At 37.1% G+C, this 13,334-nt stretch carries 9 protein-coding genes and 1 rRNA gene; 8 read left to right on the forward strand and 2 right to left on the reverse strand.

Annotation, left to right across the window (positions count from 1 at the left end; genetic code table 11):
• A 5S ribosomal RNA gene (gene rrf, locus FN756_RS14815) occupies positions 1 to 78 on the forward strand; the annotation flags it as partial.
• 277 nt (positions 79 to 355) lie between these two features.
• Complete coding sequence (locus tag FN756_RS13910) at positions 356 to 1,336, forward strand: acyl-ACP desaturase (protein WP_142604725.1); 981 nt, start codon at positions 356 to 358, stop codon at positions 1,334 to 1,336.
• Between the two features lie 79 nt (positions 1,337 to 1,415).
• On the opposite strand, the gene FN756_RS13915 is transcribed toward FN756_RS13910, so the two are convergent.
• Complete coding sequence (locus FN756_RS13915; RefSeq protein WP_142604726.1) at positions 1,416 to 1,943, reverse strand: hypothetical protein; 528 nt, start codon at positions 1,941 to 1,943, stop codon at positions 1,416 to 1,418.
• 507 nt (positions 1,944 to 2,450) lie between these two features.
• Here FN756_RS13915 and FN756_RS13920 point away from each other — a divergent pair.
• The 3 genes from FN756_RS13920 (at position 2,451) to FN756_RS13930 (ending at position 8,169) form a co-directional block, all read left to right on the forward strand.
• The gene (locus FN756_RS13920) at positions 2,451 to 3,836 is read left to right on the forward strand and encodes an ammonium transporter (RefSeq protein WP_142604727.1); all 1,386 of its coding nucleotides are present in this window, start codon (positions 2,451 to 2,453) and stop codon (positions 3,834 to 3,836) included.
• 116 nt (positions 3,837 to 3,952) lie between these two features.
• The gene (locus FN756_RS13925) at positions 3,953 to 5,014 is read left to right on the forward strand and encodes an outer membrane beta-barrel protein (RefSeq protein ID WP_142604728.1); all 1,062 of its coding nucleotides are present in this window, start codon (positions 3,953 to 3,955) and stop codon (positions 5,012 to 5,014) included.
• Between the two features lie 218 nt (positions 5,015 to 5,232).
• The gene (locus FN756_RS13930; RefSeq protein WP_142604729.1) at positions 5,233 to 8,169 is read left to right on the forward strand and encodes a M16 family metallopeptidase; all 2,937 of its coding nucleotides are present in this window, start codon (positions 5,233 to 5,235) and stop codon (positions 8,167 to 8,169) included.
• 405 nt (positions 8,170 to 8,574) lie between these two features.
• Here FN756_RS13930 and FN756_RS13935 read toward each other — a convergent pair whose 3' ends face one another.
• Entirely contained in the window at positions 8,575 to 9,561 is a 987-nt protein-coding gene (locus tag FN756_RS13935) for an N-acetylmuramoyl-L-alanine amidase family protein (protein WP_142604730.1), read from the reverse strand.
• 432 nt (positions 9,562 to 9,993) lie between these two features.
• Here FN756_RS13935 and FN756_RS13940 point away from each other — a divergent pair, with 432 nt between their 5' ends.
• The 3 genes from FN756_RS13940 to FN756_RS13955 all read left to right on the forward strand — a co-directional run bounded on the left by FN756_RS13940 (position 9,994) and on the right by FN756_RS13955 (position 13,301).
• Positions 9,994 to 10,215, forward strand: a complete 222-nt coding sequence (locus FN756_RS13940) for a hypothetical protein (protein ID WP_185955300.1) — start codon at positions 9,994 to 9,996, stop codon at positions 10,213 to 10,215.
• Positions 10,216 to 10,366: 151 nt separating this feature from the next.
• Positions 10,367 to 11,869 carry a YfcC family protein gene (locus FN756_RS13945; protein ID WP_142604732.1) on the forward strand — a complete coding sequence of 501 codons (1,503 nt, stop codon included), beginning with the start codon at positions 10,367 to 10,369 and terminating at the stop codon, positions 11,867 to 11,869.
• Between the two features lie 232 nt (positions 11,870 to 12,101).
• Positions 12,102 to 13,301 (forward strand): PAS domain-containing protein, encoded by a 1,200-nt coding sequence (locus FN756_RS13955; protein WP_142604733.1) that lies wholly within the window; start codon positions 12,102 to 12,104, stop codon positions 13,299 to 13,301.
• Positions 13,302 to 13,334: the final 33 nt, after the last annotated feature.

Raw genomic sequence — 13,334 nt, forward strand, 5'->3', positions numbered from 1 at the left:
CATTCCGAACAGAGCAGTTAAGCCCAACAGCGCCGATGGTACTGCGGTAAAACGTGGGAGAGTAGGTCGGTGCCGATCTTTATTCGAACCCCTTGAACCTTGTTCAAGGGGTTCTTTTGTTTAAGGCCGTTCCATTTAAAAGTATCAGGATACTCAGTTTTCTATAATGGATAACGAAGTATAAGTTATTGAAGTATAAGTTATTTTTGTACCTATCTAAACATTATACTGTATCCCGGTTAAACTTATTATCCATTTTTAAAATAAATTCTTTAGCCGATTTTGAATTAAGTAACTTAGCTGTTTGTATTTAAATACTATAAATATATTTAACTGAAAATTAATTAATCCAACCATGAGTGTATTATCACTATCGAGGCTTGAGGTTATGAGGCATATTGAGTCGTATATCGAAGAAGCACTCAGTGAGTTTTTAACCCCTGTCGATAAAATTTGGCAACCAGCTGATCTATTGCCTGATGCAACCGGCGATAACTTCTTTAAAGAAGTTAAAGAGCTGCAAAGTAGCGCCAAAGAACTTTCATATGATTTAGTCGCTGTTTTAATAGGGGATACCATTACAGAAGAAGCATTGCCAACTTATGAATCATGGTTATCAAGTTTGGAGAATGTTTCTGATGATTATAATGGGCCCTGGAGTAGATGGGTACGTGCATGGACTGGAGAAGAAAATCGCCACGGTGATGCATTAAATAAATATTTGTATTTGTCAGGTCGTGTTGATATGCGTAAAATGGAAATTTCAACACAATATCTCATTGCTGATGGTTTTGATATTGGCACAGGTAAAGACCCCTATCGCAATTTTATTTACACTAGTTTTCAGGAAACAGCCACCAATTTATCTCATCGCCGTGTAGCTCAATTTGCTAAAAAAGAAGGTGATACCTTGTTGGCTAAAATGTGTGGACATATCGCTGCGGACGAAGCTCGTCATGCACGCGCATATAAAGCATTTGTTGAAAAGATTCTTGAAGTTGATCCAAATGAAATGTTACTGGCATTTGAAGATATGATGCGTAAGAAAATTGTAATGCCGGCTCACTTTTTGCGTGAAATGGGATTGAAAATTGGTCAAACTTTCGGTCATTTCACCGATGCCGCACAACGTTTAGGGGTGTATACAGCGAATGATTATACAGATATATTACGTGATTTAATTGATGATTGGAAAATCGATCAATTGCAGAACCTTAATGAGGCAGGAGAAAAAGCTCGCGATTATTTGATGGCTTTGCCTGATCGTTTAAATCGTGTTGCTGAGCGTATGAAAAGCCCAACTTTAGAATATAAGTTTAGCTGGATAAATGCCTAAGTCGTTTATCGAACATAAAATAAAAAACCCGTACCTATTAGTTATTAGTGCGGGTTTTTTGTTTTATATCCTCTTTGTTTTAAGCCACAGCTTCTATTGTATTTCTTTTTGTATTAAGATAGTCGAAGAAAGTTGAGCAGAAATTCTTTTGTGCAAGCTTGGTTTCGGCTGAATGGTATGGAGTTGAATATAACTCAAACTGGTGTTTTATATAATTAATTCTGAAAATATAGCATGATTGGATCGTATGAACGGTTTCCTTATGTCCGAATGAGGTTACAACATATTTCCGTTCTTGATTTTCAATTATTAAATAGATGCGTTGGTTGCAAATTTTGGCCACATATTTAAAATCAAAGCCCTCTACTAAATTGGGTTGTGCAACCAGGTTAGAAAGATGTTTTCTGAGTTCTTCCAGATCAAGAGGAATAACATCTCTTTTAATACCTACCATGTATTGTATTTCGTCGGGTAGGTTGTCGGGTGTAAGTTCACCGTTTTCGATTAATTTAACAAGACCGAAGCCTTTCCTTTCAGGCGTTTTGCTACCTCTTCTTCTATTTGAACGTAGAGCCCCCTTTGTTAATAGTTCTTTAATGATATTCATAGTTGGTTGGTTTGGTTGTGTTGTAGTTTGAAGTTAGTAATATAATCTATAATTAAAAAATATCTGTAGTAATAATTTAAAATAATTACCATTGGTTAATAACTAATTTGCAATCTCCTTTACGTGCTCTTTTTATAGCATTCTATTTAAAAACATGGGTGAATGTTATTTGATCTATAGATGAAGATGATATTTGTAGTCTAATTAGGTATTGAAGTGTAGTTAAAATGATTTTATATCTGTTTTTTGATATCTATTTCGTATAATTTTGGTTTAAATTAGAATATTTTGTGTAAAAAATATATTTTTTTATGATTTTATACTTGTTATGTGTCTTGTTTGTTTGTTAAAATGGCTAATTATTGATATTAATTGCTTGTTTGTTGTGTATTTTATATTATTTATTTTAATTTGGTTGGCATGTTATTTGTTTTTATAAAACAATTTGTCTTTTTTTATAAAATAAATGAATGAAAAACATTTTTTCAACCTTTTAATTTTTATAATATGAAAACATTTACACTAAGTCGAGTGATTCCATTCGCGGTTTTGGCTTTCGCGGCTATTTTTTCAATTTTTATTCCTTCATTGCCTAATTTTTCGGACACTTCAAAGTATAACAGTGCAGATATTGCTTGGGTTACTGTTGCGTCCGCCTTAGTTTTTCTGATGACACCTGGACTTTCTTTCTTTTATGGAGGAATGGTAAATCGTAAAAATGTAATCAGCACCATGATAAAAAGTTTTGTAGCTACTGGTGTTATTAGTTTCTTATGGGTTGTTGTTGGTTTTGGATTGTCATTCGGTCCATCAATAAGTGGGTTTGTAGGAAACCCTGCTTCTCATTTCTTTTTTAAGGATGTAAATAGCTCAAATCCATGGAACTTAGCTCCCACTATTCCATTGTTACTGTTCGCACTCTTTCAAATGAAGTTTGCTATTATTACTCCAGCCTTGGTAGTTGGCGCTGTAGCTGAACGTATTAAATTCACTTCTTACTTATTATTCATTGTATTATTTGGACTTTTAGTGTATGCACCAATAGCTCATTGGACCTGGCATCCAGATGGCTTACTATTTAAAATGGGTGTGCTCGATTTTGCAGGAGGTACAGTTGTACATATCTCTGCCGGATGTGCTGCATTAGCCGGGGCTATTGTATTAAAAAAGAGAAGATCATCTGCTGTACAACCAGCCAATGTTCCATATGTATTGCTTGGAACAGGATTGTTATGGTTCGGATGGTTTGGTTTCAATGCGGGTTCTGCTTTAGCAGCAAATGATTTAGCCGTTTCAGCTTTTGCAACTACGAATACAGCAGCCGCCGTGGCTGGTTTAGCATGGATGTTATTTGATTATGCACGAGGTAAGAAGCCGAGCGTGTTAGGTTTCTGTATAGGTGCTGTCGTGGGTTTAGTAGCAATTACACCGGCGGCAGGTTTTGTAGCCATTCCTCAAAGTGCATTTATCGGATTTACAGCTGCTATTATCTCTAACATCGCTGTTCACTGGAAAGATAAAGCTGGCGTTGATGATACATTGGATGTTTTTGCTTGTCATGGTTTGGGAGGAATAGTAGGTATGATTTTAACCGGCGTATTTGCTACCAAAACTGTTAATGGTGCTGGTGGAATTGGATTATGGTACGGTGAAACCACCCTGTTTATCGCCCAGCTAAAAGGTCTTCTTATTGTAGTTGCCTACAGCTTTACTGTGGCATTCGGAATTTTTAAACTTCTTAATGTATTAAATCCAATCAGAGTATCAAATGGAGAAGAAGAAACCGGTTTGGACGAAACCCAACACGGTGAACAATATCTTCAAGGTACCTTATTGGTTGATTACAACGGAAGTTTGGTTGCAACAAAAGCTCCCTCTAGCGTATCGCTCTAATTAAAAAATGTAACAAGATTATTTTTCTATGAGAATATAAAAAAGGTACGTCGGAGATGTACACTATCTGGAACATAGTGCTCTGACGTACCTGAACAAACATAAGTTACAAAACAATGATACGAAAAATTTCTGCTACAATAATAGCAGCCTTGGTTTGTTATGGAACAGCTTTGGCGCAAACTGATGATAATGCAAATAAAAAGACGGCTTTAAAGTTTTCGGGTTCGGCTGATGTCTATGTAAAATATGATATGCTTAAAAATCCTGCCAATACATATACCAGCTTTACTAAGTCGCATAGCTCTTTCGAACTCGGAATGGTTTCCGGAAAAGTAGAACATCAAGGGAATAAAGTAAGTTTTGTTGGTGATATCGGATTTGGAAAAAGGGTAGAGCAATTTACCTATAACGATAACAAAAGTCAGATCATGATCAAGCAATTGTATTTAACCTATTCGCCTGCTTCGTTTCTAAAATTATCAATGGGGAGCTGGGGTACGCATGTAGGCTATGAATTGGTTGATCCTTACTTAAATCGTAATTACAGCATGTCGTATATGTTTTCCTACGGACCGTTTTTTCATACGGGTTTAAAAGCCGATTTTGCATTTGGGCAGCATGCATTTATGGTCGGCCTAACTAACCCTACTGACTTGAAATCGGCTTTGAGTACCAGTACCAAGTATTTTATCGGGCAATACAGCTACACCACTGGGAATGGTAATTTCAAATCGTATTTTAATCTGCTAGCCGGAAAACAAAAGGACGATTCGCTCAAAGTATCTCAATTGGATGTGGTGATGACTCAAAAGGTTAACGATCATTTTTCTCTCGGACTGAATGCTACGGTTAGTAATTCGAAATACGATGTGGAGGATACAAAGAAGTGGTGGGGAACGGCCTTGTATGTAAATTATGACGCAGCTAAATTGTGGGGTGCAACTCTAAGAACTGAATACTTCAATGACAGTGAACGGTTAAATGTATTTAGTAATACTGCTTCTGGTGGAAGCGTGTTGTCCAATACCTTATCCCTTAATTTTAAATTGAGTGCGCTTACCATCGTTCCCGAAATGCGTTATGAATATGCCAACAAACCGATTTTTTCTAACCTTGAGGGCGGAGTTAAAAATCACGACACTAATTTCTTGCTGGCGGCTGTTTATCAGTTTTAGAATAGATAATACTTTCTATTGTGTTGTTGAAAATCAGGGAATTAAGCCCGGATTTGTTAGTTATACTGACTACGAAATATTCCTAAGCTGCTGCCTTAGAAAGAAAAATTGTGAAGTATTTTATATCGTTTCTTCTATTGTAACCAAAATAATATACTAATTAATGATTACTAAGTATATTTTTGAATTTTAATCTTTATTCAATTTTTACAAATAGTATGAAAATAAAATCATTACTACTCCTGGTAGCATTTGTCTTTTCGTATCAATTTACTTACTCTCAAAGTAAATATGAATGGAAACAGGCTTCAGCAGCTGGTTACACCTATAAGTATGTAACCAATGATCCTATGCAAACACGTTTTTACACCTTGAAAAATGGAATGCGTGTTATTTTAAGTGTTAACCACAAAGACCCTCGCGTTACTGCAAAAATTGCTGTAAGAGCAGGTAGTAATAACGATCCAAAAGATCATACTGGTTTGGCGCATTACCTCGAACATTTATTATTTAAAGGTACAGACAAGTATGGTTCTTTAGACTGGGCTAAAGAAAAACCATTATTGGATAAAATTGAAGATTTGTATGAAGTATACAATTCTACTACTGATGTTGCTAAACGTAAAGAAATTTACAAGGAAATAGATAAGGTTTCAGGCGAAGCATCTAAATATGCCATTGCTAATGAATATGATAAATTAATGTCATCTATAGGCTCACAAGGAACTAATGCGCATACCTCGGTTGAAGAAACCGTGTATGAAGAAGATGTTCCGGCTAGTTCTTTAAATAAGTATTTGCTGATACAAGCCGAACGTTTCCGTTATCCTGTTTTCCGTATTTTCCACACCGAGCTGGAAGCTGTTTATGAAGAGAAAAATCGTGGTTTGGATAATGATGGTAAGAAAATGTATGAAGCCACAAATTATTATCTTTTCCCGACCCATAACTATGGTCAGCAAACTACTATTGGTACCATTGAGCACCTGAAAAATCCTTCAATAAAAGCCATTCGTCAGTTCTACAACACGTACTATGTACCGAACAATATGGCTATTATTCTTTCAGGTGATTTCAATCCGGATGAAGCAGTGAAGGAGATCGATAAGCAATTTGCTTATATGCAAGCCAAACCGGTTCAAGAATACAAACCGGCTCCTGAACAACCAATTTCAGCTCCGATTATTCACGATATTTACGGTCCTAGTGCTGAAAGTATGCGCATTTGCTACAGAACCCCTGCTGAAGGTACGCATGATGTATTAATGATCGATTTGATTTCCACGATTTTGAGTAACGGGAAAGCTGGTTTATTAGACCTTAATTTGAATAAGCAACAAAAGTTGCAAAGTGCAGGTGCTGGACTTAATCAATTCAAAGACTATGGCGCTTTCTGTCTTACAGGAAGTCCAAAACAAGGTCAGTCTTTAGAAGAGGTGAAAGATCTGTTAATGGAGCAGATCGAAAAACTGAAAAAAGGTGATTTTGATGAATCATTGCTTGAAGCTGTAGTGGCGAACAGTAAGCTTGGAGAAATACAAGGTCTTGAAGGAAATGATAACAGGGCTCAAGCTTTAATGACCTGCTTTATCCAAAACAAAGGAGAAGGATGGGATAAGAGTGTTTCGTGGTTAGATGACGAGGCTAAAATTACCAAAAAACAAGTGGTTGATTTTGCCAATACCTTCTTTAAGAATAACTACTTAATACTTTATAAACGTAAAGGTGAAGATAAAAACAGTTTGAAAGTTGAGAAGCCACCTATTACTCCTGTTGAAACCAATGCAGGTAAACAATCGGCTTTTGTAACGATGATTAAAAACATGCCTTCAACGCCTGTTAAGCCTCAATGGATGGATTTTAACAAAGACATTCAGCACGGTAAAATTGGAAATGCAAGCGTATTGTACACTCAAAATAAAGATAACCAGTTATACCGTGTGTATTATAAGTTTGATATGGGTAGCTGGAATAACAAATTGTTGCCATTTGCATTTTCGTACCTGTCGTTTTTAGGAACTGAAAAATACACTCCTGAGCAAATTAGTAAAGCGTACTATAGCATTGCGAGCAACTTTAATTTAGCAGCCGGAAGCGATGAGAGTATGGTAACCATTACTGGTTTGCAAGAGAATTTTACGAAAGCGGTAACAATGTTTGAGGAGATCATCAACAATTGTAAAGCGAATGATGCAGCACTTGCAGCATTTAAAAATCGTATAATGAAATCACGTAGCGACGCCAAATCAAACAAGGGCGCTATCATGAAAGGGCTTACAAGCTATGCTGTTTATGGTGCTAAAAATCCATTTAATTATAGCCTGACTGATCAAGAGATTGCCAATATTACTGCTGAGCAATTGGTTGATCTATTGCATAATTTGATGAATTATAAGCATACCATAATTTACTTCGGACCTGAGTCATTATCGAAATTTACAACCACCTTAGCTGGTTTACATAAAATGCCTGCAACATTCAAAGATTGCCCGGCAGCCGTTAAGTTTAATCGCACATCTCAAACTGCAAATCAAGTGTTGTTTGCTAATTATGATATGGTTCAATCAGAAATTAACTGGGTGCGTAACACTTCACTCTTCAATGCAGAAAAGCAACCGATGATTGATTTGTTCAATGATTATTTTGGAGGAGGAATGGGTTCAATTGTTTTCCAAACTATTCGTGAATCAAAAGCATTAGCTTATTCAACTTATGCCAGCTATCGTACCCCTTCTAAGAAAGAAGAGCCTTATACCATTTCGGCTTATGTGGGTTGCCAGGCTGATAAAATGAAAGAGGCGATTAAAGGTATGAACGAGTTGTTGAATACCTTACCGCAGGTAAACAAATCCTTTGAAGTAGCTAAAGTGGGTGAGAAAAATAACATCGAAACCTCACGTATTACGCAGGATGGAGTTATTTTCGCTTACTTGAATGTTCAAAAGAAAGGCCTGAATTACGATCCTCGTAAAAAAGAATATGAAGCATTAGATAAAATCAGCCTTGATGATATTACAAAATTCCATCAACAAGAACTAGCCAATAAGCCATACACCTATTGCATTATGGCTTCTGATAAAAAGGTTAATATGGAAGATTTAAAGAACATCGGAGACCTGAAAACCTTAAGTTTAGAAGAAATCTTTGGATACTAACCTCATGAATTTTTTCAAAAGTAAAAGCCCTAATGCCATTCGGTATTAGGGCTTTGCTTTTGAAATCGTTGTGCTACTTGTGTCATCTTTTAGGAACGAAACATCTAAGCCTAAATGTATTGAACTTAAAGATTCCTCATGTCTACCAATGACATAAACTACTATAAATCCATAGGGACGAAATTTTAGTTGTTGTACTGATTTTCTATAAACATGCCATCCCTCCGGGATTCACTAAGTTAAATCAGTTACCAATGTTAGTATTTTCAAAGACGAAAGTTGACCCGGATGAAATTCCTGCAGAATCCCTATGATATTAAAAAGCCGCTGAGCATTGAATATACAATTTTCAGCGGCTTTTTGGTTGATTAAAGTTTTAGGTTAAAACTTTCGCTTTTAAGGGAGTTAATCGATAGTGTGAACGTAATTGTAAGTAAGGCCTGACTCTACATTTTTTTTATAAGCCATTATTGCATTGAAGATGGCCGAAGCGATCTCATTCTTTCCCTTTTCACTATTCATGTAATCTTCCTCCTCCATGTTGGAGATGAAACCGGTTTCTACCAGGATACTTGGCATTGCGGTGGCTTGCAACACCCAAATCCCTTCATTGTTTCGCTGCTTTACTCCACGGTTTACACGCCCTTGCTTCACAAATTGGTTCTGAACTAAATCTGCAAGCATCAGGCTCTGATCAAAATATTTTCTGGTAACTAAAGAGGCCATGATTTTGGCTTCAGGCGAGTCAAAGACGTCATCAGCTGAGCCATTATTGCCGCCTTCTCCAGTTAGTTCCAATGAGTCATCGGAACTGGTCTGCACAAACTGTACTTTCGAATCATTTTTATTAACGGCCCAAACAAAGGTTTCTACGCCATTTGTATTACTTGGGCTGCTATAAGTACGATAAACAGGTACTTTTTTAGTGTGCTTTTTTCTTCCGCTTCCTTTTCCTGTATAATAAGTGGTGGTTTTGTAACTTACAATTTGAGAACTCTTTTGCCCAGGAGCCCAGTTACAATGGATGCTTATAAACAGATCGCCATGATTTTCATTGGCAAATTTTGCACGATAACGGTTGGCGTCGCGCGCACTACTGAATCCTCCGGCATCATTCCTGTCGTTTCGTGTTAACAATACCTTGCAGTCGGGTATGGAATCTCTTAATTTTTTTGCCAGAGCTTGTCCAAAACTTAAGGTAAGGTCGGATTCATAGCTGTACTTTCCATGCGCATTTAAGGTTGGATAACCATGGCCTGGATCAATTATGATGGTTTTTATTGCTTTGGGTTTACTCGTCTGGGCAGATACCTGAAGACAAATGAACACTGAAAAAGCTGATAATAATAGAGAGAGCGCAGTTTTTCCATTGAAAGCAAATTTTTTCACCATTTACATGAATATTAAATGTTTGAATAATTGAGTTTAATTGATTTAGATTACAAATCTAGGCATATCTCATTTTAATTCATTGAAAATGATGAAATCTTACATTAACAAGACAAGCTTGAAAAATTTGTTCTCTCCTCAAGTACAGATTTAAAAGATGATATAGCCGGAATATGAAAGAAACATGTGTAATTAAAAAGTTTTAGTGCTCAAATGGGCATATACTTAATTGGTAAGCACTATGTGGAAAACCTTATGCGAATAGGGGAGTGTCAATTTTTATATTTGGGAGATGGAGGCAATGGATTGCGTTTATTTGGCAATGGAAAAACAGAAAATTGTTAAAATATTAAAAATCATCTAATTCCGACAATTTATGCATTGTTGTTACCCCTTGTACATTGGTGCTTAACGACATATACCTACATTGACATAATGCTCCTGCTGAAAAAAAAATGGGACAACGTAACAAGAGTAAGAGAAATTAGTAAAGAACAAGATAAAGGTTGGCTGACAAATCTATCAAATTTCCCAAGACCAGTTAAAGCTGAACTAAATTTTGAAGGGGTTGGAGCGTACAGAGAGGCTGTCTGGCCGCTTGAAACCTGGTGGCCATTTTATCCAGGTCGGAGACCTCTGTTTTATAAGAACTATTAAGACATCCTTTCGGAAGTTTTAATAGAGCCAAGGGCGCACAAGCCTGCTCAAAAAAGCCCTTGGAAATTTTTCCTGAGAATTTTCAAGGATTTTTTATTTAAAATAAAGGCAGATTAAAAACATTAACACAAAAAAGAATTAAAATAGAAACATGTCAAAAAAGAGATCCTTCCCGGGGCCTATTCCCATTTTAATGATGGTTATTATCCTTGCTGCTTTATGCACCTGGCTCTTACCGGCTGGTCAGTACAATAAGCTATCTGTAAATGGTAAAAATTTCGAGATGACCACCGATAGCAGTGAAATAAATCTTCCGCTATCGCAGAAAACATTAGACAGCCTGGGTATCCAGATAAAGATTGAGAAATTCATTCATGGTGATATCCGCAAACCCATATCGGTACCGGGCACATTTACCAAACAGCAGAGAAACGGGCAGGGCTTCATCAGCGTATTACAGGCACCTGTAAAAGGAATTGTCGACAGCATTGATATTATTCTCTTCGTGCTCATCATTGGTGGTTTTATGTATGTGTTCAACGAAACCGGTGCCATGGTAAAGGGTATTACCTGGCTGGCCCATGCCATGAAAGGACGTGAATATTGGTTGATCATTATACTTACGAGTATATTTTCATTCTTGGCCGGATCATACGGAATGGCAGAGGAAGCCCTGGTGTTTTATCCTATCCTAGTACCCTTGTTTCTTGCCGCCGGTTACGACTTACTTATCCCCTTGGCCATTATTTTTGGTGGTACCTCTTTAGGTGTAATACCTGCTTTCTCCAATCCATTTTCAACCATCATTGCTTCTAACGCTGCCGGTATAAACTGGATGGATGGATTACAGGAAAGATTACTGTTATGGGTAATTCTTACGGCTTTATTGATTTGGTACATTTTACGCTATGCAGCCAAAATAAAAAAAGATCCCACGGCTTCGTTGGTCTATAAAATTGATGGCCACGTAAAACCATTATATGAAGTACATATCAGTGATGAAAATAACTTGCCCACATTGGAATGGAAAACAAAGCTGTTACTGTTCATCTATATCGCGACCTTCCTTAGCATGATTGCCGGCGTGGTGTTTTTGGATTGGTGGACAACCGAAATGTCCGCACTGTTTCTGGGTTCATCCGTCCTGATAGCCGTTATAACGCGCATCAATGAAAAAGTATTCGTTCGGGAATTTATAAAAGGGGCAGAAAGTTTATTATCGGTTGCATTCATCATTGGTGTAGCAAGAGGCGTTACCATCGTATTAAACGACGGGCATGTTAGTGACTCGGTTTTATATTACACAGCAAATTTGGTGAATGGCATACAGCCTATATTTTTTATCTTGTTGTTGCTGCTGTTTTATGTAGTCTTTTCAATTTTCATTCAATCCTCTTCAGGTATGGCCGTATTAACGATGCCGATTATCGGTGCACTGTCTATTTTAGTGAACCTGCCGGGAAGGGAAATTGTAAACTCATACATGTACGGCATGGGCCTGATGTCGTTTTTGGCTCCTACCGGACTGATATTGCCTTCGTTGGCAATGGTAAACATCAGCCTTAAAACCTGGATTAAGTTTATTACGCCGCTGTTAATTGTGCTAACCATCATTTGCATGCTGGTACTGGTGATTGGTATTTATTTGCTATAGGTGAGAAGTTAGACATCTATCGTGATTATTCTTTTTCTAAAGGCTGTACATCGCCATTCGCTCCGATTTGGATTAATGAAATGGTAAGGAGGCAAGGATAAGGTTGAAATTTGCTGACCGGAAAATGAGTTCCATAAAAACTTACTTAAAGAGAAAAGCTTATTTCGGCCATTTATTTTGTAAACAATCCTATTCATAAAGTGACTAAATTAGCACAATAACTTTTGAAGTAATGCCTCAACCATTTTCACCGCCCAAATTTCAAAGTGCTGAATTGAATGACAAAGCTTCAGTTCTGTTTAAAGTTATCTGGGGGTATTTACTGGTCATTACAATAACTTTTGTTATTGCAATGTTCAGACAACCGGAATTTTGGCCTCGTTACATGTCAAGAGTTGCCATCAACTGGCTTGTATGCATTGCCTTGCTTTATTCAATGAGGAAGGTAAGTATCCGGACCATTGCCATTTGTTTTATCATCTATATACTGGCTATGTTTTTAATTTCTTCCTGGACAGGAGGAGGGATTAAAGGGCATGGGATCAGGTTTTTGGCTGTTGCAGTTTTACTTTCTAGTTTAACAGTAGGTAGGAAAGAAATCTGGTTATTCGGTATTTTGGCAGCTCTTGGAGGATTGGTTCTGGTTTTTGCCGCTAATGCTCAGCTGCTACCCGTGACCGAACCCATCGGTGATTCTGCAATGACGTATTGGATCTATTTAATTACCAATATTTTGTTGCTTTGTTATATCGAAAATCTGTCTGTTAGCAGATTGAGTAAAGCGTTGGATACTTCTGTGCAAGAGCTTGCCTTACGAAAACAATCAGAAGAAAAGTATCGCCTGATATTTGAATCATTCCAGGATATCTACTATCAAACGGATATGCAAGGCAAAGTCATTTTAGTTACTCCTTCCGTACAACAACGTTTAGGATATGATCCATCCGAAGTGATCGGCAAAAATGTAAATGAATTTTACCTTGAACAGAACAAAAATGACTTTAAGCGTTTACTAATGAAGAATGGGACATTTCTTAATTACGAGTTAAACCTATTGTCTAAAGATGGCACAGTGATCAATACCCTTGTATCAAGCCAGGTTCTTTATGAAAACGGCGGTAAACCCAAAGCAATTGAGGGCACGGTACATGATATCACCCAGCGAAAAAGAGCTGAAGAACTTTTAAAACTGCAAAATAAAGAACTGAGAGATATCGCTTTCCTACAATTGCATATCGTACGGAGGCCCGCGTCAAATGTGCAGAGATTAGTCAACCTGCTTAACATGGATGACCCTGCTGATCCATTGAATATTGAATTGATTCCACAGCTTGAAACTGCAACGAATGAGCTTGATGCCATTATACGAGAAATAGTCAAAAAAACGGATGAAATTAGACCAAAGGTTGAATCAGGGTTGGCAAAGGATTAATTCATTTTTATAGTAGGAGATTTGAGAAATGTT

Source organism: Solitalea koreensis, from assembly GCF_900182575.1.
Lineage (GTDB): Bacteria > Bacteroidota > Bacteroidia > Sphingobacteriales > Sphingobacteriaceae > Solitalea > Solitalea koreensis.